Raw genomic sequence first — 21,846 nt, forward strand, 5'->3', positions numbered from 1 at the left:
CGCGTCCCCTGCCGACCGATGCGACTGACCGAGAACACGATCCATCCCCCGGGCCTCGCCACCCGGCCGACCGCCACGACCGGCGCCCTGATCGCCGCGGCGGTGATCGCCATGCTGGCGGCGATCTTCCTTCTCGACCGCTCGACGGGCGACGCGCCGGTCCAGCACCTCTACTATCTCCCGATCGCGCTGGCGGCGTTCGTCTTCGGACGGCGCGGCGGCGTCGCCGCCGCGCTGGCGGCGATCGCGCTCTATCACTTCGCCAACGGCTTCCTCTACGACCCGCGGCGCGGCGAAGCCGACATCCTGCAGGTGGCGCTGTTCATCGCCGTCGGCGTGGTGGTGGCGAAGCTGCGCGACGACGCCGAGCGCCTGCGCTACCTGGCCAGCACCGACGATCTCACCGGACTGCACAACCTCCGCTCCTTCGAGGCGCGGCTGGCGCAGGGGCTGCGCCGCGCCCATCAGCGCCGCGCGCCGCTGTCGCTGCTGGTGCTCGATCTCGATCGCCTCAAGTCGATCAACGACCGCCACGGCCATCTCGCCGGCGCCGAGGCGGTGCGCACCGTCGGCGCGATCCTCGCCGCCACCCTGCCGGCGGACGCCGTCGCCTGCCGCTACGGCGGCGACGAATTCGTCGTCGCGCTGCCGGATTGTCCACTCGCCCGCGCCGAGGCCATCGCGCGCGAGCTGGTCGACGCCGTCCACGCCCTCGCGCCGCGGCTCGCCGGGCACGCGCTCCCCGTCGGCACGCTGTCGATCAGCGTCGGGGTCGCCTGCCACGCGACGCCTGGCGAGCCGGCCGTCGCGTTGTCCTCCCCCGAAGCCAACGCCGGCGAGGCCCTCTTCCGCGCCGCCGACGACGCGCTCTACCGGGCCAAGGCCGCCGGCCGCAATCGCATCTGCGCCGCCTGACCCGTGTCGCCGCCCCCTCCGTGGGGGCTGCACTCCCGCGCGACACCTGCCGCGATGGGCTCCGCCCCGGGGTACCACGCTGAACGCGCCCCATTGCGGTGGACACAAAGATGACCAACAATGAGATCATGATCCGGGTCAACATTGCCGAAGTGAAAGCGAATCTCTCTGCTTACATCGAGCGCGTCGAGGCGGGGGAGACGATCGTATTGTGCCGACGGAACGTCCCTGTCGCCGAGATTCGCCCGGTGCCGAAGCCGCCGGAGAAACCGCGGCCGGTCGGCATCGATCGCGGCATGGTCGTGCCCTCCAGCTTCTTCGAGCCGCTTCCGGACGCGCTGCTGGATGCGTTCGAAGGACGCGAGGGATCGAAGTGAAGCTCCTCCTCGACACGTGCACCTTCCTGTGGCTCGCCGCCGATGACCCCCAACTGTCGGCGACGGCGCGCGACGCCTGCCGTGACCCGGCCAACGACGTCTATCTCAGCGCGCTGTCGGCGTGGGAGATCGCGATCAAACATCGCCTCGGCCGCCTGCCCCTGCCGGAGCCGCCGCCGCGCTACGTCGCCAGCCGGCGATCCTGGCTCGGCCTCGAGCCTCTCGACTTCGACGCGGCCGCGGCCACTCACGACGCGCTGCTGCCGCCCCTCCACCGGGATCCGTTCGACCGCGGGCTGGTCTCGCAGGCCATCCTGCTCGGCCTCCGCATCGTCACGCCGGACCCGACGATCGCCCGCTACCCGGCGCCCATCCTCTGGTAGGGCGGGCCATGACGGCGGGCGCTGGCGCGCCGCGCGCGCAGCGCCGCACATCCCTCCCGCGGCGGGCGGCCCCGTCATCCGGCGCCGCCCATCAGTCACGGCGGATGAACGACCGCCGGCCTCGATTCACGGCGCCGCCGGGGCGCAGGGCGCGGGGTGGCCGGAGGAAGCGCAGCGGGCGAGCGGCTGGTCGAAGCGGTCGTGAAAGGTTCCCGTCCAACCCTCGTCGCCGAGCTCCAGGTACAGGTAGCCATGGTCGTGCACCGTGGTCGCGGCGGCGATGGTCGGTCCGTCGCTGCCGACGCGCAGGTTCTCCACCTGCGTCGGCACCTGCGTGGGATCGTCCAGCTCGCCGCCGCCGGTGCCGACCACGAGCACCGGCGGGTGGCTCGTGTCGGCGAAGGCCAGCGACTGAAAGAGGTGTTCGTGGCCGGCGAGCACCAGCGAGACCGCCGCCGGCAGCCGATTCGCGGATGCCTGTTGCAGGGTGTGGTTCAGCACCACCTGGCTGCCGGCGACGTCGCGCAGCACGCTCCACGGCGACTTGTGGCTGACCAACCAGGTCCGCGTCGCCCGCCCGGCGGCGGCGAGCTGCGCCAGGCGCGCGAACTGGTCGCGGTAGGTGGCGATCTGGTCGCCGATCGAAAACTCGCCGCAGGCGTTGGCGCTGTCGATCACCAGCAGGCGCAGCGCCGCGCCGAGGTCGAGCGCGTACGGCGCGGTGAACGTCGGCTGCTCGACCGGGTTGGCGGCGCAGGCGCCCGGCGGCGAGCGGGGATCGAGGTAGCGGAACCAGCCCTTGCCGGCGCGGCTGCACAGCTCGTGGTTGCCGCGCACCATCACCCACGGCGCGGCGGCGAGCAGCGGCGCGGCCGGGGTGAAGAAGTCGTCCCGCCAGGTCGTCCAGGCGTCGCCACAATCGGGGAAGGCGCAGGTGTCCGGGTTGTACGTGCAGCAGGCGTCGTAGGCGACGCAGTTGGTGCCGCGGTAGTTGTAGTCGCCGACGTGGATCACCAGGTCCGGCTGCCGCGCCGCCGCCAGGCGGGCGATGTCGGCGAACGGCCAGTCGCGGACGCAGTCCTGGGCATCGCCGCCGAGGCAGCCGCTGTCGCCGAGCACGACGAGACGCCGCGGGTTGGGCGCCGGCAGGCGCAGCGCCGCCGGCCAGCCGGCGACGCGCGCCCAGCGCGCCGCGGCCGGCGGCTGCCATTCGCAGGTCAGATTCGGAAACGCCGGCGGCGCCGGCAACGCGCGCACCCGCATCGGCACGCCGCGCGGCGTCGGCCGCTGCTCCGGCGCGGCGACCACGGCGGCGCGCGGACAGGTGGCGGCGGTGGTGACGGCGCGCACCGCGGCCCCGTCCGGCGTCAACTCCACCCAGGCGGCGACCACGGTGGCGAGCGCGGCACCGCCGCTCTGGGCGGCGAGCGGCGCGGGCGCGGCAAGCAGCACCAACCACGCCGCGACGCTGGCGAGCCGGTGCGCGCGAGCGGCCGTCACTCGCCCTCCTCCTCGGTCGCCGCCGCGGCATCCTCGTCGGAATCCTGGTCGGCGTCGCCGTCGACCGCCCCGGGCGCCGCCGCGTCGCCCCTCCCCACCGCGCCCGTCGCCAGGTCGCTGGCCGCGAGCTGCGCGAACCAGCCGCCGCTCGCCAGCAGCACCGCCGGCGTCCCGTCCTCCACGACGCGTCCGGCGTCGAGGACGATGACGTGGTCGGCGTCCCTCACCATCGAGTAGCGGTGCGAGATGACCAGCGTCGTGCGCCCGCGGCGCAGGCGCGCCAGGCCGTCCTTGATCTCCAGCTCGGTCGCGTAGTCGAGGTTCGCCGTCGCCTCGTCGAGCACCAGAATCCGCGGCTCGGAGACGAAGGCGCGGGCGATCTGCAGGCGCTGCCGTTCGCCGGCCGAGAGGCCGACGCCGCCCTCGCCCACCTCGGTGTCCAGGCCCGCCGGCAGGCGGTCGAGCGTCCGCTGCAAACCAGCCGCCGCGGCCGCCGCGGCCACCGCGGCCGCGCTGGCCGCGGGCCGCTTGTAGCGGATGTTGTCCGCCAGCGTGCCGCGGAACACCGCGCCATCGGTGGACACGACGCTGATCGCCTGCCGCAGCGCCGCGGGATCGGTGCTGGACAGCGGCACGCCGTCGATCCGGATCTCGCCGCCGTTCAGCTCGTAGAGCCGCAGCAGGAGATCGACCAGCGTCGTCTTGCCGGCGCCCGACGGACCGACCAGCGCCGTCAGCTCGCCGGGCGCGGCGGTGAAGCTCACGCCGCGCAGCACCTCGCGGTCGGCCGTGTATCCGAAGCGCACGTCGCGGAGCTCGATTCGGCCCGGGCCTGGCGCCAGCGTCGCCCCGACCGGCTCGGTGTCGGTGCGGGCGAGCAGGCCGATCGCCCGGGCGAGCGACAGCGTGTGCTCCTGCAGGGTCTTGGCCAGCGAGGTCAGCGAGTCGATCGGGTCGTACAGGCGATCGAGATAGGTGACGAACATCACCACGTCGCCCGGCGTCAGTTGCCGTTCGAACACCCGCCAGCCGCCGTACGCCAGGACCATCGCCTGCCCGAGGCGCTGCAGGACCACCTGGACGAAGAGGTAGCGGTTCGCCAGCCGGTTGCGCTCCAGGTAGGTCTCGTAGGCGTCGCGCGCCACGCCCGAGAGTCGGTCGACCTCGCGCTCCTCGGCGCCGCTCAGCTTGACGGTCTTGATGGCGCTCACGGCGTCGCGGATCCGCGCCGCGACCTCCTCCCAGAGGCGGTAGTACGCCGGCAGGTTGCTCTCCAATCGCCTGGCGGAGCGCAGCGCGACGACGACGTACGCCGGCAGCGTCGCCAGCGCCACCAGGGTGAGCGACGGGCTCTGGGTGAACATGATCGCGAAGGTGCCGATGGTGCGGAACGCCTCGGGCAGGATCTCCTTCGCGAACGACGTCACCAGCGGCGCCACCTGGTCGGACTGATCGATCTGCTGCGCCACCGCGCCGCTGGCGCGACTGCCGAAAAAGCTCAGGCGCAGGCGCAGGACGTGGCGAAACGTCGAGCGGATGAAGTCCTCCTCGATGCGGTTGGCCGCCGTCTCGGCGACGTTGTCGGCCAGCACCTCGAACAGTTGCGCCGCCAGGGCGGTGAGGAAGAGCAGGATCACCGCCCAGAGCAGGGTCTGGAACATCTCCTCGGCGGTACGCGGCGCGACGTAGCCGGGGCGATGCGCCACGCGCTTCGCGTGCCCGTGCGCGGCGACCGGCAGCGGCGCCGCGCCGGCGGCGATGTCCTCGACGCCGTCCTCCTTCTCCGCCCGGTGCACGAACACGCCGGCGACGTCGTTCACCGCGACGCGATAGATCAGCGGCTCCACCAGCTCGGCGGCGGTGCTGAGCGCCGCGAACAGCCCGACCAGCGCCAGGCGCCCCCGGTACGGTCGGGCCAACCGCCCGATCGCGCGCCCGGTGGCGAACCATCGCCGCGCCGCCCCGCCGTCTGGCATCTCCTCGGCCACGGGTCGTGCCCGGCGGCTAGCTCCCCCGGCTCCGCCGTTCGGCCTCGAGGCGGCCGCTGCTGGCCGGAGAGTGGTCGACGAAGCGCATCGCCGCCGCGATGGCGCGGTGCCCGGCGCGCTCGGCGATCAGGCGGTGCATCGCCTGGGCGACGACGCGATAGGCGGGATGCCCTTGCGGCGTCGAGCGCAGCTCGATCAGGTGCATCGCCTCGCGGGCGTTGCACTCGAGATAGAAGCGGACCCGGTGCGCCATCGGCAGGACATAGGCGGCGACATCGGGCAGCCCGGCGGCGGCGATCGCCGCGTGCAGCTCCGCCGCCTCCGCCATCAGCGCCCGCCACGCCGGGGCGGCGCCGATCGCCTCGACGATCTCCGGCAGCACGTAGCCGAGCGCCGGCGTCAGGCGCTGCCACTCGAGCGTGCACAGGCGATGGCGCTGCAGGTCGCGGAAGGCGCCGTAGTCGGCGACGACGTCGAAGCGGTAGACGGCGCGCTCGAAGGCCCGCCCCGGTTTGTGGCGCCGGTTCCGGCGCTCGCCGACGTAGGCGCGCAGCAGCGCGGCGCGCTGCGCCTCGCTCAGGCTGCGCGCCGCCGCCAGGAGCTGCGCATCGGGCAGCGACGTCGCGGCATAGAGCGCCGCCGCCACCACCTTCACCTCGCCGTCGGGATCGAAATCGGTCAGCGTCACCATCTCCGCCGGCGCCGCCGCCGTCTCGCCCAGCAGCTCGCTGGCGAGCGCCGCGGTGGCCTCGCGGGTGTCACGCAGGTAGGCCGTCCACGCCCCGCCGCGATCCGGACGGTCGACGCGGCTGAGGAACGCCGGGATCACCTGCTCGAGCTCGCGCCGGATCGCCTCGGCGCAGGCCCGCGCCTCGGCGAGCGGATGGGCGCGCAGGTGGAGCAGCAGCGACTCGTACCCCTGGCCGCTGCCGAAGATGCCGACGTTGGAGCGGGTGGCCGCCGGCAGCAGGCCGCGCAGCGCGTCGAGCGCCTGGGCGCGCACGGTGGCGGCGTGCGCCGCGGCGCCGACGCCCTCGGGCCGCGGCAGGCGCTGCTCGCAGAGCGCGATCGCCGCCGGCAGCGCGCCGGCATAGGTCTCGAAGCAGCGGTCGAGCAGCGCCACGTAGCGGTCGCGCAGCGGCGAGCCGGCGAGCTCGTCCGGCACGACGTAGCGCCAGCGGCCGTCGGCGCGCTGGGTGTAGGGGATGTAGCGCGTCGACTGCTCGAGGTAGGCCATCAGGCGGCCCCATTCGAGCGCCTTGGTGAGCAGATTCGAGGCGCCCTCGACGGCGAGATGGGCGCCGCCGAGCTGCGCCACCGAGTCGTCGCCGTACTCGGCGAGCACGCGCTGGAAGAGCTGCTCGGAGCGTCGCACGCCGACCGCCGACTCGCCGAGGCCGCCGCCGGCGCGGTCGAGGAACTCGTCGAGGAAGAGGCGGCGCAGCGACTTCGGCGAACGCGAGTAGCGGGCGAACAGGGCCGCCTTCACCACCTCGGGCAGATTGCGCAGCGCGAACACCGGGCCGTCGAGGGTGGTGAAGTACGGCTCCAGCGCCCGTCGCTCGTCGGCGCTGAAACACTCGACGGCCGTCTCCTCAGGCATCGGGGTCGAGCAGGTGGAAGACCAGGCCGGTCTGCAGCTTGGGAAAGAAGTACGTCGACTTCTGCGGCATCACCTGGCCGGCCAGGCAGGCGTCCGCCACCTCGCTCATCCGCGGCCGGCGCAGCAGGAAGGCGGCGCTGACGCCGTCGCGCTCCACCGCCTGCAGCGCCTGACGGTCGTCGTGCGTGTAGAGCAGCTCGCCGTCCTGGCCGGCGCGCCCGCAGTCGATCCCCAGCACGTGCCCGAGCAGGAAGCCGTCGAGCACCGTCACGTCGAGGTGGCGGATGATCGGCTGGATGGCGGGCAGCGCGCGGTCGACGGCGGCGAGATCCCTGAGGCGCAGCACGCCCGTCCTGGTCGGCGTGCGCACGCCGATGCACCCCGGCTCGCGCGCCGCCGCCAGGCGGGCGAGCACGGTCGCGGCGTCGGCCGCCTCGAAGGTGAAGTGCGCCGCCGCCCGCTCCAGCGCCGCCTCGCCGAAGGCGCCGCGCCACAGGCGGTGGGTCGGCAGCACCACCAGGCCCGGATCGTCCATCGAGCAGAGGTACATCAGCATGAAGTTGTGCGGCGCGTCCGGGGCGGTGTCGCCGGCGGCGTGGCGCTGGTCGCGATAGGTGAGCGCGGTTTCGTAGCGATGGTGGCCGTCGGCGATGAACAGCTTGCTGTCGCGCAGCGCCGCGATGATCTGGTCGATGGCGGCGGCGTCGCGCACGCGCCAGACGCGATGCCGCTGGCCGCCCTCCTCGACGTCGATCCAGGGCGCGGTCGACGACGCCAGCGCCCGGGCCGGCGCGGCGGCGGCGGCGCGATTCGGATAGACGCCGAAGATCGGGCTCAGGTTGGCCCGGCAGGCCTGCATCAGCTTCAGGCGGTCCGCCTTGGCGCTGGCGAAGGTGCGCTCGTGCGGCAGGATGTTGCCGTTGCTGAACGGTTGCAGCCGCACCGCGGCGAGCAGGCCGCTGCGCTGGTGCCGGCTGCCGTCGGCGAGCGCGAAGTCCTGCACGTACCAGTAGAGCGCCGGCTCGCGGTCCTGCACCAGCACGCCGCGGGCGCGCCAGTCCTCGAGCGCCGCCGCCGATGCGGCATAGCGATCGGGCGCGGTGTTGAGGATCAGCCGCACCACGTTGAGCGGGCTACGGGCGTACAGTCGCTCGAGCTCGGCGGCGTCGATCACGTCGTAGGGCGGCGCGATCACGTCGGCCAGCGGCCCGGCGACGTTGGCATCGTAGTGCAGGGCGCGAAACGGTCGGAATTCGATCATTGGAACACCTTCGTTCACCGCCGAGACGCCGAGCCGCAGAGCGCTTCCCGTTCCATGGCGAGCGGCTCCGCGCCTCGGCGGTGGAATGTCTTCAGAGTTTGGCCTGCAGCTTGGCGTCCTTCTCCGCCACTTTCGCCGCCATGTCCTGCTTGAACCGATCCAGCTTGGCCGCCAGCTCGGCGTCGCCGACGGCGAGGATCTGGGCCGCCAGGATGCCGGCGTTCTCGGCGCCGCCGACGGCGACGGTGGCCACCGGCATGCCGCTCGGCATCTGCACCGTCGAGAGCAGCGCATCGAGGCCGCGCAGGCTGGTGGCGTCGAGCGGCACGCCGATCACCGGCCGCGTCGTGTGCGCGGCGACGACGCCGGCGAGGTGCGCGGCGGCCCCGGCGCCGGCGATGAACACCGCGATGCCGCGCCGCGGCGCGTCGCTGACGTATTCGGTCACCCGGGCCGGCGTCCGGTGCGCCGACATGACGTGCACCTCGCAGCCGATGCCGAACGCCCGCAGGCGGTCGACGGCGCCCTTCATCACCTCCCAGTCGCTGTCGCTGCCCATCAACACCGCCACGCGTGCCGCTGCTGTCGTCATCGTTCCCGCTCCATGGCGCGATGGCCGATGTCGCGCCGGCAATGCATTCCGTCCCACGTGATCTGATCGACGGCGCGATAGGCCGCCGCCGCCGCCGCGGTGACGTCGCGCCCCAGCGCCGTGACGCCGAGGACGCGGCCGCCGTTGGTCACCACCTCGCCATCGCGCCGCGCCGTGCCGGCGTGGAACACCATGCCGTCGCGCCAGTCGCGCAGCGCCTCGAGCCCGCGGATCGGCTTGCCGCGTTCGTAGTTGCCCGGATAGCCGCCGGCGGCGAGCACGACGCAGACCGCCGGCCGCGGATCCCAGTCCAGCGTCGTGCCGGCGAGCGCCCCGCGCGCGACGGCGTCCATCACCGCCGCCAGGTCGCCGGCGAAGCGCATGAGCAGCGCCTGGCACTCGGGGTCGCCGAAGCGGCAGTTGAACTCCAGCACCTTGGGCCCCTCGGCGGTGATCATCAGGCCGGCGTAGAGCACGCCGGTATACACGATCTTGCGCTCGGCGAGCGCCCGCACCACCGGTTCCATGATCTCGCGCATGATGCGGTCGTGCAGCGCCGGCGTCAGCACCGGCGCCGGCGAGTAGGCGCCCATGCCGCCGGTGTTCGGGCCGGCGTCGCCGTCGAAGGCGCGCTTGTGGTCCTGCGACGACGCCAGCGGCAGCACCGTGGCGCCGTCGGTGAGGGCCATGAAGGACACCTCCTCGCCCGCCAGGAGCTCCTCGATGACCAGGCGGTCGCCAGCCGCGCCGAAGGTGCGCCAGCGCATGATCTCGTCGATCGCCTTCTCGGCCTCGGCGGCCGTCTCGCAGAGCAGCACGCCCTTGCCCGCCGCCAGGCCGTCCGCCTTGACGACGATCGGCGCCCCGACCTCGTGCACGTAGCGCACCGCCTCGTCGGGATCGGTGAAGCTGGAGAAGAAGCCGGTCGGCACCTTGGCGCGCCGCATCAGCTCCTTGGCGAACGTCTTGCTGCCCTCGAGCTGCGCCGCCGCCCGCGTCGGCCCGAACCCGCGCACGCCGGCGTCGCGCAGCGCGTCGATGACGCCCAGGGTCAGCGGCAGCTCGGGCCCGGGGACGACGAGGTCGACCTGGTGCTCGCGCGCGAAGGCGACGATGCCCGGCAGATCGGTGACATCGATCGCCACCGGCTCGGCCAGCTCGTCGATGCCGGCATTGCCCGGCGCGCACCAGATGCGGTCCACCAACGGCGACTGCCGCAGCTTCCACACCAGCGCGTGCTCGCGCCCGCCGCCGCCGAGAACCAGAATCTTCATACCATCCCTGCACACGGAGAAACGGACAGCGGCGCCGGCTCCCTCCGCTGCCTCGCTGCGCCGCGCGACATCCCGTTCAATGCCTGAAGTGCCGCACGCCGGTGAAGACCATCGCCACGCCGAGCCGGTCGGCGGCGGCGATGACCTCGTCGTCGCGGACGCTGCCGCCCGGCTGCACGATCGCCGTCGCGCCGGCCGCCGCGGCCTCCTCGATGCCGTCGGGGAACGGGAAGAACGCGTCGCTGGCGAGCACCGAGCCCTGCAGCGAGATGCCGACCCGCCCGGCCTTGGCGCGCGCCGCGTGCACCGGGTCGACGCGCGAGGTCGCGCCACCCCCCAACGCCAACGTCCGGTCCTTCTGCACGAAGGCGATGGCGTTCGACTTCACGTGCTTCACCACCTTGAGGCCGAAGCGCAGCCCCGCCAGCTCGTCGGCGGTCGGGGCGCGGCGGGTCTTCACCGCCGCCGTCGCCACGTCCTCCATCGCGCGGTCGGTGTCCTGCACCAGCAGGCCGCCGACGACGCTGCGCGTCTCGCGCACCGACGCGTCCATCGCCCGCGGATTCCAGGTCATCAGGCGCCGGTTCTTCTTCTTCCTGAGGAATTCGAGCGCGTCGGGCGCGAACGACGGCGCGATCAGCACCTCGGTGAAGATCTCGTCGACGATCGCGCTGAGCTCGAGCGTCCACTCCTGGTTGGCGATCAGGATGCCGCCGAAGGGCGACTCGGGATCGGTGGCGTACGCCGCCTGGTACGCCGCCGCAACGGTGGCGCCGCTGGCGACGCCGCACGGCGTGTTGTGCTTGAGGATGGCGACGGTCGGCGGCGCGTCGAGGAACTCGCGCATCAGCCACAGCGCCGCGTTGGTGTCCATGATGTTGTTGTACGACAGCTCCTTGCCGTGGAGCTGCTGGACGACGGCGAAGAAGTCGCCGTACAGCGCCGCCTTCTGGTGCGGGTTCTCGCCGTAGCGCAGGTCCTGCGCCTTGCGCAGCGCGAGGTGGATGGTCTCGCCGAACGGCGCCTCCGGGGTCGCGTCGCGGGCGCCGAGCCAGTCGGCGATGGCGCCGTCGTAGCGCGCCGTGGTCTGGAAGGCGCGCCGCGCCAGGCGGGCGCGCGTCGCGTCCGAGAGCGCGCCGCCGGCGGCGCGCAACTCCTCGAGCACCGGCCCGTAGTCGGCGGGATCGGTGACGACCCCGACGTCGTGGTGGTTCTTCGCCGCCGAGCGGATCATCGACGGGCCGCCGATGTCGATGTTCTCGATCGCCTCCTCGAGCGTGCAGCCGGGCTTCGCGACCGTCGCTTCGAACGGATAGAGATTCACCACCACGAGGTCGATCGGGCGGATGCCGTTCTCGGCCATCTGCTGGCGGTGCGACGGGTCGTCGCGGCGCGCGAGCAGGCCGCCGTGGATCTTGGGGTGCAGCGTCTTCACCCGCCCGTCGAGGATCTCGGGCGAGCCGGTGAAGGCGCTCACCTGCACCACCGGGATGCCGGCGTCGGCCAGCGCCTTGGCGGTGCCGCCGGTGGAGAGAATCTCGACCCCGAGCGCGTGCAGGCCCTTGGCGAAATCGAGCAGGCCGGTCTTGTCGCTGACGCTCACCAGGGCCCGTTCGATCCTGCCCATGCTCGCCTCCTCATCCCCACGGGTGCTGCGAAACGCTGGTGGTGTGGTGGTGCTTCGATCGAAGATGTTGTGGTCGGACGCCTACCAAAGGCCCCCCATGTTGTAAAGAAACCGTCCGGCGACTACTCATCGCCCATGCGCGTCACGGTGAACGGCGACGCGCGCGAGCTGGCCGACGGCGCCACCGTCGAGCAGTTGGTGCGCGAGCTGGGCCTCGGCGCGCGCCGCATCGCGGTCGAGATCAACCTCGACGTCGTGCCGCGCGCCGAGCTGGCGCAGCGCCGGCTGCGCGACGGCGACGTGGTCGAGATCGTGCAATTCATCGGTGGAGGGTGAGCCCCATGACGGCGGCAGCGGACCTGTTCGAGCTGGGCGGCAAGACGTACCGCTCGCGCCTCATCGTCGGCACCGGGAAGTATCGGGACTTCGCCCAGACGCGCGCCGCGATCGACGCCGCCGGCGCCGAGATCGTCACCGTCGCCGTGCGGCGCGTGAACATCACCGATCCCACGCAGGAGAACCTGCTCGACGCGCTCGACCTCTCGCGCATCACCATCCTGCCCAACACCGCCGGCTGCTACACCGCCGCCGACGCCATCCGCACCGCCCGCCTGGCGCGCGAGGCGGGGGTCGGCTCGCTCGTGAAGGTCGAGGTGATCGGCGACGAGCGCACCCTCTTCCCCGACGTGCCGGCGACCATCGAGGCGGCGCGCGTGCTGGTGCAGGAGGGCTTCACGGTGCTGCCCTACATCACCGACGATCCGGTCGCCTGCAGACGCCTCGAGGAGATCGGCTGCGCCGCGGTGATGCCGCTGGCGGCGCCGATCGGCTCCGGGCTCGGCATCCGCAATCCGTACAACCTGCGCATCATCCTCGAGCAGAGCCGGGTGCCGGTGATCGTCGACGCCGGCGTCGGCACGGCGTCGGACGTCGCCCTGGCGATGGAGCTCGGCTGCCATGCCGTGCTCCTCAACACCGCCATCGCCGGCGCGCAGGACCCGATCCTGATGGCGGAGGCGATGCGCCTCGGCGTCGAGGCCGGGCGCAAGGCCTTCCTCGCCGGGCGCATCCCGCGCAAGCTGTACGCGACGGCGTCGAGCCCAGTGGACGGACTGATCCACGAAGAACGCCCATGAGCGCGGCGCGAGGCGGCGGCGGCGCGGCGACGCCGCCCCGTCGGGCGGCGTCGTGCACCTCGACGTTCCGCGCGCTCCCGCGATGAGCGATCCGCGCCGCTGGGGCCTGTATCTGGTCACCGATCGGATGCAGACCCGTGGCCGCCCGCTGCTCGACGTGGTGACGGCGGCGCTGCGCGGCTGCGTCGGGGCGGTGCAGGTGCGCGAGCGCGACCTCGCGACGCGGCCGCTGCTGGCGCTCGCCACCGCGCTGCGCGGCGCGACCCGCGCCGCCGGCGCGGCGCTGCTGATCAACGATCGCGTCGACGTCGCGCTCGCCTGCGACGCCGACGGCGTCCACCTGCCCGGGCACTCGTTCGCCGTCGCCGAGGCGCGGGCGCTGCTCGGGCCGCGGCGGCTGATCGGCGTCTCGACCCATCATCCCGACGAGATCGCCGCGGCGGCCGCCGCCGGCGCCGACTTCGCGGTGTTCGGCCCGATCTTCGCCACGCCGTCGAAGGCGGCCTTCGGGCCGCCGCTCGGGCTCGCCGCGCTCGCCGCCGCCCGCGGCGCCGCGCCCGCCCTGCCCCTGCTCGCCATCGGCGGGGTCGACGCCACCAACGCGGCCGCGGTCCGCGCCGCCGGCGCCGACGGCATCGCCGTCATCCGCGCACTGCTTGCCGCCGACGATCCGGCGGCCGCCGCCGCGGCATTGCGCGCGGCTGCCGATCCACGGCCGGCTCGCTGACGCGCGCGCCGCCGACGGCAGGCGCCTGATCAGCGCGCCCCGCTGCCGCGGCGGAGAATCGCGACTTTGAGCAGGTCGAGCAGCACCAGATAGACCAGGACCGTCGCCAAGAGGGCAGCGACGACTTCCAGCGGCAGGGGCGCCATGAGCACGCCGCGGATCGCCAGAAGGCTGACGATGACGATGTCGGCCACCGAGCTGATCACCATCCACCGGCTCGGACGCGACTGCCACAGGTGACCGCGCTCGCGGATGAGATAGACGGTGCCCTGACCGGTGAAGACCAGCGTCAGGAAGACCAGCGTGTGCAGGTGCGGCAGCGAGAGATGCAGCGCGTCGCGGCCGACGAAGAACACCGCCAGCGAGAGGAGCAGAATGAAGCTGGCGAGGATCAGCCCGTTCTCCATCAGGGGGCGGATGCGCCAGCGATCCGGGCGGCGCGAGAACGACACGTGATCGGTGGCGATCGACATCGTCACGAAGTCGTTGGTGAAGAGGAGCAGCAGCACGAGCAGCGGGGTGATGATGAAGGTCCCGGTCGCGATCACGCCGAGAGTCAGGAAGAAGGCGATCTCGACCGTCTTGATGATCTTGTTCAGGGTGTACGTCAGCATGCGCTGATAGATGCGACGGCTGGTCTCGATCGCCGCCAGCATGTCCGTGAGGCCGGGGGTGGTGAGCACGAGGCTGGCCGACGCCTTGGCGACGTCCGTGGCGTTGGCCACCGCGATGCCCACCTCGGACTGCGTCAGGGCTGGCGCGTCGTTGACGCCGTCTCCGGTCATGCCGACGATGTGGCCGGCCTCCTGCAGGGCGCGCACCAGATTGAACTTGTCCTCCGGGAGGACTTCGGCGAAGACGCCGTAGGCCGTCGCGCCGGCGCCGCCGCGGCGCAGATCCTGCGCCGAGCACGCGGGTCCGTCGATGCCCACCTGGGCGGCGACCGTTCGCGCCGTGGCCAGGCTGTCACCGGTGACGAGCAGGACGCGCACGCCCATGTCGGCGAGCCCCGCGATCAGCGCGCGGGAATCGCCGCGGGGGGGATCGTGCAGCGCCACCAGGCCAACCAACTGGAGCCGGTCCCGCGATCCCGTCGCGACGGCCAGCACACGGTAGCCCTCGGCCCCCAAGCGCTGCACGTCGCCCTCCACGTCCGGCGGGTCGGCGAGTCGCGCCAGGACCGCCCGCGGCGCGCCCTTGAGGGTATGCACCGCGTGGCCGTCCGACTCGATGACCGTCTCGGCGATCTTGGTCGCGGGGTCGAAGGGAACGACGGCTTGCCGGCGCCCCATCGCCGTGGCGACGCCGCGTTCCCGGGCCTGCGAGAGGATGGCGAGATCGATCGGGTCCTGCGTCGCCTCGTCGCTCGCCTGGGCCGCGAAACGGAGCACATCCAGCTCGCTGAACGGCGCCCGCGGCCGGACGGCCGCGACGCGCAGGCGGTTCTCGGTGATGGTGCCGGTCTTGTCGCTGCAGAGCACGTCCATCGCCGCCGCCTCCTCGATCGCCGAGAGGCGGGTCACCAGCACCCCGCGCCGCGCCAGCTCCACCCCGCCGAGCGCGGTCGCCAGCGTGAAGGTGGCGGGCAGCGCCACCGGAACCGAGGCGACGAGCAGGATCAGGGCGAACGGCAGCGTCTCCGAATACGGCAGTCCGGCGAAGACCGCATACCCGAGCAGGGCGGCGATGAGCACCACGTCCATGGCGACGAGATACGTCACGATGCTGACGATGAGGCTCTGGAGATGACTGGCCGTTCTGGCCGACTGCACCAGCTCCGCGGTGCGGCCGAAGAACGTGCGCTGGCCGGTGGCGGTCACCTCGCCGCTCGCCTCGCCGCGTTTGACCTGCGCGCCGGCATAGGCGGTCGCGCCGCCCCGCAGATCGACCGGCAGCGACTCGCCGGTCAGCGCCGACTGGTCGACCAACACCTGCCCGTCGACCAACCCGACGTCGGCGGGAACGATGTCGCCCATCCGCAGGTGGACGACGTCGCCTGGCACGATCGTCTCGGCCGGCACCAACGACCACTGACCGTCGCGCAGCGCCCGCACCTGCACGACCAGACGCTGCCGCAGCAGCGCCACCGCGCTGCGGGCGCGGCGTTCCTGAATGCCGCTCATCACGGCGTTGAACACCAGGAGGACGGCGACGATCGCCGCTTCCAGGCGCCTGCCGAGGGCGAGCTCGAGCGCGACGGTCGCTTCGAGCATCCAGGGCACGGGCCCCCAGAGCTTCGCCGCCAGTGAGAGCAGTAGATGGCGCCGCTGCTCGGGGACCGCGTTCGGCCCCACCGCGGCGAGCCGACGAGCCGCCTCGTCGCTGGTGAGCCCGCGCGGCTCCGCTACCACGTCACGGCTCCGCGACGCCGCGCCGGCCGCCGGCGTTCACGGCTCGGCGGTCGGGGGCGGCGGCGCCGCACCGGGAGTGAGCCGCCGGTGCGGCCGGCTGGCGAGCGCCGCCGCGCACGCGGGCGAAAGCTGATCCGCGTGCCCCAGCAGGCACTGGCCGATGCGGCCCTGCCCCGCCGCCACGTCCTTGCAGAGCCTGGCGATGTCGGCCTCACAGTCGCGCCGCAGCGCGCCACCCATCGACCGGCCGCCAGCGGCCGGCCCGCCGCCGCGCCCCATGCTGCTGATCGCGTCCTGGCAGGCCGGGGACAGCTCGGAGCCGTGCTGGCGCAGGCACTGCATCATCCTCCCGCCGCCCGGCCGGGCGCTGGCGCAGAAGCGCTGCAGGTCCGCGTCGCAGGCCGCCGGCGGACCCTGGGCAGCGGCGGCGGACATCCACCACAACGTCGTCACCACGATTGCGCCAGCGAGTCGCATGACCCCTCCGCTTCGACGATGATCCACTCATTCCATAGCCCGCCGCGGCGACAGCTCAAGTGCTGAGGCGCGGCAGGCGAAGGATTCCGTCCCCGACGGGCGAGGCGGATCCTCGAGCGGCGAGACGCCCGGCCCACCGTGGCGGCGGAGCCAGGCGCGGCGTATCGAAGCACTCGTCGCGACGTGGCCGACCCGGTTCGACGCGGGCGGCCCTACGGCTCGATGATGTGCTCGCGGATGGCGTAGCGCACCAGCTCGCTCAGCGAGCGCAGATTGAGCTTGCGCATGATGTTGTAGCGATGGGTCTCGCAGGTATTGACGCTGATCCCCAGTGCCGCGGCGATCTCCTTGTTCGTGCGGCCCTCCGCGAGGAGGAGCACGATCTCTCGCTCGCGCGCGGTCAAGCGGTCCCGCCGCGTGTTGCCGCTGCCGGCGTGGTCCGGGTTCAGGAACCCGTCCAGGACGAGGGAGGTGGCCGTCGCCGTCAGGTACGGCTGATGTCGGCTCAGGTTCGCGACCGCGTTGCCGAGGACCTCCGCGGCGTCCGTCTTCAGGACGAAGCCGCGCGCCCCCGCCGCCAGGGCTTCGCGCGCCAGTGCCTCCGAGTCGTGCATGGTGAGGATCAGGACCTCGGTGGCGGGCAGCATCCTGCGGATGAGTCGGGCCGCGTCCAACCCATTGAGCTCCGGCATCGCGATGTCGAGCACGACGACGTCCGGTCGCAGCGCCTTCGCTTTCGCGACCGCCTCGCGGCCGGTAGCGGCCTCGCCGCAGATGGTGCAGCTCGGCTGCGCCTCGAGCACCCGTCGCAGCCCCTCACGGACCACCCCGTGATCGTCGGCGATCAGAATCCGCGTCGTGCGCGTCATGCGCGCTCATCGCCGGCGGACGGCAGGACGGCGGTGATCCGCGTCCCGCGTTCGCTCGACGCAATCTCCAGTCGGCCGCCCAGGTGACGCAGGCGCTCGCGCATGCCGGCGATGCCGACGCCGACGCGGCCCTGCGCGGCGGGAGGCGCGTCGGAGGGCGCGCCCAAGCCGCGGCCCGCATCGCGAACCTCCAGTCGGACCTCCGCGGCCGTGCGCAGCAGGCGGATCGACACCGTCGGGCTGCCGGAGTGGCGGTGCGCGTTGCTCAGGGCCTCCTGCAGGACCCGGAACAGGGTGAGCTCGCTCGCGCGACTCGAGCGCCCGAGGTCGGATGCGATCTCCAGATCGGCGCGGAGGCCGCTCCGGCGCGCGAATCCGTCGACGTATTCGCGCACGGCACCCGCCAGACCGAGCTCGTCGAGCAGTGGCGGATGGAGCAGGTAGGTGACCGTGCGCAGCTCGTTGGAACACTGCTCGGCGAGCGCCCAACAGTCGGCGAGGATGTCCGGCGCGTCGCCGCCGAGCGCGGCGATGGGCGTCCCCAGGCGCTTCAATTTGAGCAGAAGCGCGGCGAGATTCTGCGCCGTCGTGTCGTGCAACTCGCGCGCGATTCGGCGCCGCTCCTCGTCTTGCGAGCGAAGCAACTGCGCGGAGAGGTGGCGCAGCGAGGCCTCCGCCCGCTTGAGCGCCGTCGTGTTGATTCCCAGTCCGATACAGGTGCCGTCGGACAGCCAGACATTCGCCCATGTCGTCTCGATCGGCTCCCCGTTCTTGGTGTGCGTGTGGAAGTCCTCCCACTCGCCGCTGCCGGCCATGGCAAAGGCCATCACCTCCCGGCGCACGTCGGGATCGGGGTACATCTCGCGAAGGATGTCGCGGCTGGTCGCTTCCTCCAACGACCACCCGAGCACGCGCTGCCACTCGCGGTTGACCCACCGCGTGCGGCCGCGATCGTCGATGAAGGCGATCATGACCGGAATGTGGTCGACGATGGTTTGCAGGATCTCGGCCTGACCCCGCTCGCGACCGGGCACAGGACGCGGCGCGGGCGGGCTCGCGGCCGCCGCCGTGCCCCCCGCGGCCCACCCGGCCCACGCGAACAGGGGCTGCGGCAGCAGTGACCGACGGCCGAGCCACCAGGCGGCCGAGAGCAGCGCGGCGGACGCGGCCACCGCGATCAGCAGGCGACGCCGAGCCCGGTCCACCTCCGCAAACACAAGGCGCCTCGGCATGCCGACCGTGGTCACGACGTCCTTCCGCCCCGCCGCGTTCGCGGCGGCCGCAAAGGCATAGACCGCAGGCGCCGGTCTCGAGCCGCCCTCGATGAGCCCATGGTCGCGGGTCCGCACCGCCTGCAACAGCGCCGCATCCGGCACCACGTCTCCCACCCGCCAATCCGGGGAGACGGGATCCCGCGCGACGATGATGCCGCCGGCGTCGGTGACGGTCAGGGTGGACCCGGGAATCCTGTTTCGCGCACGATGCAGGAAGCGCGCCTGCCCACCCACGGGGGCGGGACCGCCGGCCTCCGGCGGCACAGACATGCCTTGGCGCAGCTCCTCCTCGCCTCCGGCGATCGCGCGCGCGAGCTGCATCAGGCGTTGCTCGCGCACCCGAACCTCGCGCTGCCGATCGGCCCCCGCCGCCCAGACGATGAGAGCCCCAGCCGCAACGACCACCGGCAGGACCCGAGCCAGCAAACGTGCCCGCGATGGGAAGCGCGACGACCAGACCAGCATATCGAAGACTCGTTTTGTATCAGGTAGTTGACCGGGATCTACCCACCCCTGCGGCAGCGGGCAATATGCGGTTCGCTCACGCCTCCCCAGGCAGCTCGTGCCCCGATTGGAAGCCGCGCGGCATCGCCGCTCGCTGCCCGATTGATCCCGTCCCGACGGCCGATCGGCCCCTTCACCTAGGTACTCGTGGGGATCGATTATACGGCACTTTCCCTAGCGCCGGATTCGTCATGAGCGTGCGATGTAGCGCAGCAGGCTCTTTCGAAATGGGCGCAGAAATGGCAGCCATCGAACCCGACCAGATGGGCACGTGTCGCGTCACCTCGACGCCCCCTCTTCGCGCGCACCGTGCGAACGGGTTGGTGGCGTAGAGCACGCGCGATGAACGCGCCCTCTCGGCAGGAACCGTCCGTCCCTTCCCTGCTGAGCGTCCCGCCGACCGAAGGTCCGCTGGTTCCCACGACCCGATTCGTCCATGCCGCTGCCGCGCTCGGCATGGTCGCCAGTGCCGCGCTGCTGGCCGAGTGGCTGTTGCGGAACCCGAATGGTCCTGGGCCGGCGGGCCTGACGAATCCGGCGGCGGATACCGCCCTGGCCGTGGGCGTCGCCGGCCTGTCGCTGTGGCTTCTGTGCCGCGACCCGCCCGCGCTCGTCGGCCGGATCGCCGCGGGGATGGTCGCGATCCTGGGGATGGTGACCCTGGCCAGATATCTGATCGCGCACGACATCGCGCTCGACTGGCTGCTCCACCGCGCATGGCTCGTCGCGCCCGATACGATCGACGACCGGATGGCCCTGGAGACGGCGTTGGCTTCCGCGCTACTGGGGCTCGGCCTGTTGCTGCTCGACCGGCCACGGGGCGGTGTGTTCGGACAGATCGCTTCGGTGTTCGCGCTCCTCGTGGCGCTGCTCGGCGTCGTCAGCGGCATCCTGCACGCCGAAACGCTGCGACGCCTCGGGCAATCGCCGGCGGTCACCCTGACCGCCGCCGCGACCGTCTTCCTGATGGCCGCCGGAGCGCTCGCCGCTCGGCCGTACGGCCCCGTCATCGCCCCCCTGCTGCGGGACAACGCCGCGGGAAGTCTGGCGCGCCGGCTGCTCGTCTCCGCGGTGACGGTGCCGATCCTGCTGGGCTGGATCCACATGGCGGCGGAGCGGGCGGGCGTCTTCGGCGCCGAGTACGGGCTCGCCCTGCTCGTCACCTCCAGTGTGGTCACGTTCGTGGCGCTGATCCGGTGGACGACCGCACTGGCGCAGGGGTCGGAAGCGCAGCGCTCGCGAGCGGAAGCGGCGTTGCGCGAGAGCGAGAGTCGTTTCCGCGGCATGTTCGAGCAGGCGGCCATCGGGTTCGCGCTGAAGGGGCTGGATGGACGGTGGCTGCGGGTGAACCCGAAGCTCTGCAAGATCCTGGGCTATTCTCGTGAGGAGCTGCTGGCCCGGAGGTTTCGGGATCACGCCCATCCCGACGACATCCACACCGACCTGGACCTCGTCGGCCCGGTCCTCTCCGGCGCGATGCGGACGTACGCGCTGGAGCGCCGTCTGATGCGCAAGGACGGGCGCACGGTGTGGGTGAGACTGACGGTTTCGGCGGCGCGGGACGACGCCGACGCGCCCCGCTACCTCATCGTCGCGATCGAGGACATCAGCGAGCGCAGGCACGCGGCCGAGCAGTTGCGCCAGCACGCGCTCCGTCTGGAGACGCTCTGCGCCATCGACCGGGCGATCCTCGAGCAAGCGGCGCCGGACGAGGTGGCGCGGGCACAGGTCGTCCACATCGCCGCGCTGGTGCCCTGCGACCTGGCGCAGATCATTCTGTGCGATGCGCACACCGGGCGGCGCCTGACCCATGCGACGGGATCCGACGCCGTCGACGTCTCCGAGCTCACCGCCGAGGAGGTGTCATCGATCGAGGCCTTGGCGCCGCACCCCGCCCTGGCGGTCGAGGACCTGAACGACCGCGCTGACCATCCGCCGTTCCTGCAGCACCTCCGGCGCGCCGGCATGCGCAGCGCCTCGGTCGACCGGCTGGGCGCGGGCGAGCACCTCCTCGGCATCATGACGGTCTGCGCCGCGGCGCCGGCGGCATTCACGGCGGAACATCGAACGGTGCTGCGCGAGGTCGCGAACCAACTGTCCATCGCGATCGAGCAGGCCCATCTCCGAACCGAGCTGCAGCAGCACGCCGCGGACCTGGAACAGCGGGTGGCGGAACGCACGGCGCAGTTGCAGGCCGTCAACCAGGAGCTGGAATCGTTCAGCTACTCCGTGTCGCACGACCTGCGCGCCCCTTTGCGCCGCATCGACGGCTTCAGCCAGGCGCTGCTGGAGGACGCGCCGGCGGCGCTGGACGAGCCGATGCGCCACTATCTCGAGCGGATCCGGTCCGGCACCAAAGAGATGACGGAACTGATCGAGGCCCTCCTCGGCCTGGCGCAGGTGACCCGCAGCGAGATGCGCCGGGAGCCCGTCGACCTGGGTGCGGTGGCGCGGGACGTCATCGAAGAGCTTCGACGCGCCCACCCCGATCGCCAGGTCGACGTCGTCTGCACGCCGTCGCTCCTCGTGCAGGGCGATGCGCGGCTGCTGCGCGTGCTGTTGAGCAATCTGATTGGCAATGCCTGGAAGTACACCGGCAGGCGCGAGCGCGCGCACATCGAGCTCGGCGTCCTCGAACGCCAGGGGACGCGCGTCATCTTCGTTCGCGACGACGGCGCCGGGTTCGACATGCAGGACGCCGGCAAGCTCTTCGGAGCATTCCAACGCCTGCACAGCGCGGCCGAGTTCGACGGCACGGGCATCGGCCTCGCCACCGCGCAGCGCATCGTGCGCCGCCACGGTGGAACCATCTGGGCCGAAGGGGCGCCGGAACAGGGCGCCACCGTGTACTTCACGCTCGACGACGAGCTCGGCCGCCCGCGGGCGCCGCGTTCGGCCGGTCGCGCTCGCATGCGATGACACGGCGGCACCGCGAGCCCCGGATCACGGAGCAGCCGCGGGCCGGCGCCGGCGCGCGCCGTGCCTCGC

Annotated in this window: 18 protein-coding genes; 7 read left to right on the forward strand and 11 right to left on the reverse strand. The window is 72.5% G+C overall.

The window, feature by feature from the left end; genetic code table 11:
* Positions 1 to 18: 18 nt before the first annotated feature.
* From KF840_20550 to KF840_20560, 3 genes are all read left to right on the forward strand, one after another.
* On the forward strand, positions 19 to 915 hold the full coding sequence (locus KF840_20550) for a GGDEF domain-containing protein (protein MBX3027295.1): 897 nt from the start codon (positions 19 to 21) through the stop codon (positions 913 to 915).
* Between the two features lie 128 nt (positions 916 to 1,043).
* A complete protein-coding gene (locus KF840_20555; protein ID MBX3027296.1) occupies positions 1,044 to 1,292 on the forward strand; it encodes a type II toxin-antitoxin system prevent-host-death family antitoxin in 249 nt (82 codons plus the stop codon).
* Entirely contained in the window at positions 1,289 to 1,675 is a 387-nt protein-coding gene (locus KF840_20560; protein MBX3027297.1) for a type II toxin-antitoxin system VapC family toxin, read from the forward strand. The genes KF840_20555 and KF840_20560 overlap by 4 nt, the downstream gene beginning before the upstream one ends.
* A 126-nt stretch (positions 1,676 to 1,801) precedes the next feature.
* On the opposite strand, the gene KF840_20565 is transcribed toward KF840_20560, so the two are convergent.
* From KF840_20565 to purH, 7 genes are all read right to left on the reverse strand, one after another.
* On the reverse strand, positions 1,802 to 3,175 hold the full coding sequence (locus KF840_20565) for a metallophosphoesterase (GenBank protein ID MBX3027298.1): 1,374 nt from the start codon (positions 3,173 to 3,175) through the stop codon (positions 1,802 to 1,804).
* Positions 3,172 to 5,151: an ABC transporter ATP-binding protein gene (locus KF840_20570; GenBank protein MBX3027299.1), complete on the reverse strand. Its 1,980-nt coding sequence runs from the start codon at positions 5,149 to 5,151 to the stop codon at positions 3,172 to 3,174. The genes KF840_20565 and KF840_20570 overlap by 4 nt, the downstream gene beginning before the upstream one ends.
* 28 nt (positions 5,152 to 5,179) lie before the next feature.
* Positions 5,180 to 6,766, reverse strand: a complete 1,587-nt coding sequence (locus tag KF840_20575; protein MBX3027300.1) for an FAD-dependent thymidylate synthase — start codon at positions 6,764 to 6,766, stop codon at positions 5,180 to 5,182.
* The gene (locus tag KF840_20580; protein MBX3027301.1) at positions 6,759 to 8,027 is read right to left on the reverse strand and encodes a DUF1015 domain-containing protein; all 1,269 of its coding nucleotides are present in this window, start codon (positions 8,025 to 8,027) and stop codon (positions 6,759 to 6,761) included. Before KF840_20580 ends, KF840_20575 begins: the two co-directional genes overlap by 8 nt.
* A 91-nt stretch (positions 8,028 to 8,118) precedes the next feature.
* Entirely contained in the window at positions 8,119 to 8,619 is a 501-nt protein-coding gene (gene purE / locus KF840_20585; protein ID MBX3027302.1) for a 5-(carboxyamino)imidazole ribonucleotide mutase, read from the reverse strand.
* Positions 8,616 to 9,893 (reverse strand): phosphoribosylamine--glycine ligase, encoded by a 1,278-nt coding sequence (gene purD / locus KF840_20590; GenBank protein MBX3027303.1) that lies wholly within the window; start codon positions 9,891 to 9,893, stop codon positions 8,616 to 8,618. Before purD ends, purE begins: the two co-directional genes overlap by 4 nt.
* A gap of 76 nt (positions 9,894 to 9,969) precedes the next feature.
* On the reverse strand, positions 9,970 to 11,520 hold the full coding sequence (gene purH / locus KF840_20595) for a bifunctional phosphoribosylaminoimidazolecarboxamide formyltransferase/IMP cyclohydrolase (protein ID MBX3027304.1): 1,551 nt from the start codon (positions 11,518 to 11,520) through the stop codon (positions 9,970 to 9,972).
* A gap of 135 nt (positions 11,521 to 11,655) precedes the next feature.
* On the opposite strand from purH, the gene thiS reads away from it, so the two are divergent.
* The 3 genes from thiS (at position 11,656) to thiE (ending at position 13,383) form a co-directional block, all read left to right on the forward strand.
* A complete protein-coding gene (gene thiS / locus KF840_20600) occupies positions 11,656 to 11,856 on the forward strand; it encodes a sulfur carrier protein ThiS (protein ID MBX3027305.1) in 201 nt (66 codons plus the stop codon).
* 5 nt (positions 11,857 to 11,861) lie between these two features.
* Positions 11,862 to 12,656: a thiazole synthase gene (locus KF840_20605; GenBank protein MBX3027306.1), complete on the forward strand. Its 795-nt coding sequence runs from the start codon at positions 11,862 to 11,864 to the stop codon at positions 12,654 to 12,656.
* A gap of 82 nt (positions 12,657 to 12,738) precedes the next feature.
* Positions 12,739 to 13,383, forward strand: a complete 645-nt coding sequence (gene thiE, locus KF840_20610) for a thiamine phosphate synthase (GenBank protein MBX3027307.1) — start codon at positions 12,739 to 12,741, stop codon at positions 13,381 to 13,383.
* A gap of 29 nt (positions 13,384 to 13,412) precedes the next feature.
* Here thiE and KF840_20615 read toward each other — a convergent pair whose 3' ends face one another.
* The 4 genes from KF840_20615 to KF840_20630 form a co-directional block, all read right to left on the reverse strand.
* Entirely contained in the window at positions 13,413 to 15,734 is a 2,322-nt protein-coding gene (locus KF840_20615) for a plasma-membrane proton-efflux P-type ATPase (protein ID MBX3027308.1), read from the reverse strand.
* 36 nt (positions 15,735 to 15,770) lie between these two features.
* Positions 15,771 to 16,211, reverse strand: a complete 441-nt coding sequence (locus KF840_20620) for a hypothetical protein (protein MBX3027309.1) — start codon at positions 16,209 to 16,211, stop codon at positions 15,771 to 15,773.
* Positions 16,212 to 16,423: 212 nt separating this feature from the next.
* Positions 16,424 to 17,080, reverse strand: coding sequence for a response regulator transcription factor (locus KF840_20625; protein MBX3027310.1), 657 nt, complete (start codon positions 17,078 to 17,080; stop codon positions 16,424 to 16,426).
* Positions 17,077 to 18,819 (reverse strand): PAS domain-containing protein, encoded by a 1,743-nt coding sequence (locus KF840_20630; protein MBX3027311.1) that lies wholly within the window; start codon positions 18,817 to 18,819, stop codon positions 17,077 to 17,079. Before KF840_20630 ends, KF840_20625 begins: the two co-directional genes overlap by 4 nt.
* Positions 18,820 to 19,200: 381 nt before the next feature.
* Between KF840_20630 and KF840_20635 the strand changes: the two genes are divergently transcribed.
* The gene (locus KF840_20635) at positions 19,201 to 21,777 is read left to right on the forward strand and encodes a PAS domain S-box protein (GenBank protein MBX3027312.1); all 2,577 of its coding nucleotides are present in this window, start codon (positions 19,201 to 19,203) and stop codon (positions 21,775 to 21,777) included.
* The last annotated feature ends 69 nt before the right edge of the window (positions 21,778 to 21,846 follow it).

The organism is bacterium, assembly GCA_019637795.1.
In the GTDB taxonomy this organism is placed as follows: Bacteria; Desulfobacterota; Binatia; order HRBIN30; family CADEER01; genus JAHBUY01.

What these genes read in the sequence shown, in the direction of transcription:
- KF840_20550 (MBX3027295.1), top strand. Translation starts at nt 19, where the DNA reads ATGCGACTGACCGAGAACACGATCCATCCCCCGGGCCTCGCCACCCGG.
- KF840_20555 (MBX3027296.1), top strand. Translation starts at nt 1,044, where the DNA reads ATGATCCGGGTCAACATTGCCGAAGTGAAAGCGAATCTCTCTGCTTAC.
- KF840_20570 (MBX3027299.1), bottom strand. Translation starts at nt 5,151, where the DNA reads ATGCCAGACGGCGGGGCGGCGCGGCGATGGTTCGCCACCGGGCGCGCG.
- KF840_20575 (MBX3027300.1), bottom strand. Translation starts at nt 6,766, where the DNA reads ATGCCTGAGGAGACGGCCGTCGAGTGTTTCAGCGCCGACGAGCGACGG.
- KF840_20580 (MBX3027301.1), bottom strand. Translation starts at nt 8,027, where the DNA reads ATGATCGAATTCCGACCGTTTCGCGCCCTGCACTACGATGCCAACGTC.
- purE (MBX3027302.1), bottom strand. Translation starts at nt 8,619, where the DNA reads ATGACGACAGCAGCGGCACGCGTGGCGGTGTTGATGGGCAGCGACAGC.
- purD (MBX3027303.1), bottom strand. Translation starts at nt 9,893, where the DNA reads ATGAAGATTCTGGTTCTCGGCGGCGGCGGGCGCGAGCACGCGCTGGTG.
- purH (MBX3027304.1), bottom strand. Translation starts at nt 11,520, where the DNA reads ATGGGCAGGATCGAACGGGCCCTGGTGAGCGTCAGCGACAAGACCGGC.
- thiS (MBX3027305.1), top strand. Translation starts at nt 11,656, where the DNA reads ATGCGCGTCACGGTGAACGGCGACGCGCGCGAGCTGGCCGACGGCGCC.
- KF840_20605 (MBX3027306.1), top strand. Translation starts at nt 11,862, where the DNA reads ATGACGGCGGCAGCGGACCTGTTCGAGCTGGGCGGCAAGACGTACCGC.
- thiE (MBX3027307.1), top strand. Translation starts at nt 12,739, where the DNA reads ATGAGCGATCCGCGCCGCTGGGGCCTGTATCTGGTCACCGATCGGATG.
- KF840_20620 (MBX3027309.1), bottom strand. Translation starts at nt 16,211, where the DNA reads ATGCGACTCGCTGGCGCAATCGTGGTGACGACGTTGTGGTGGATGTCC.
- KF840_20625 (MBX3027310.1), bottom strand. Translation starts at nt 17,080, where the DNA reads ATGACGCGCACGACGCGGATTCTGATCGCCGACGATCACGGGGTGGTC.
- KF840_20630 (MBX3027311.1), bottom strand. Translation starts at nt 18,819, where the DNA reads ATGCTGGTCTGGTCGTCGCGCTTCCCATCGCGGGCACGTTTGCTGGCT.
- KF840_20635 (MBX3027312.1), top strand. Translation starts at nt 19,201, where the DNA reads ATGAACGCGCCCTCTCGGCAGGAACCGTCCGTCCCTTCCCTGCTGAGC.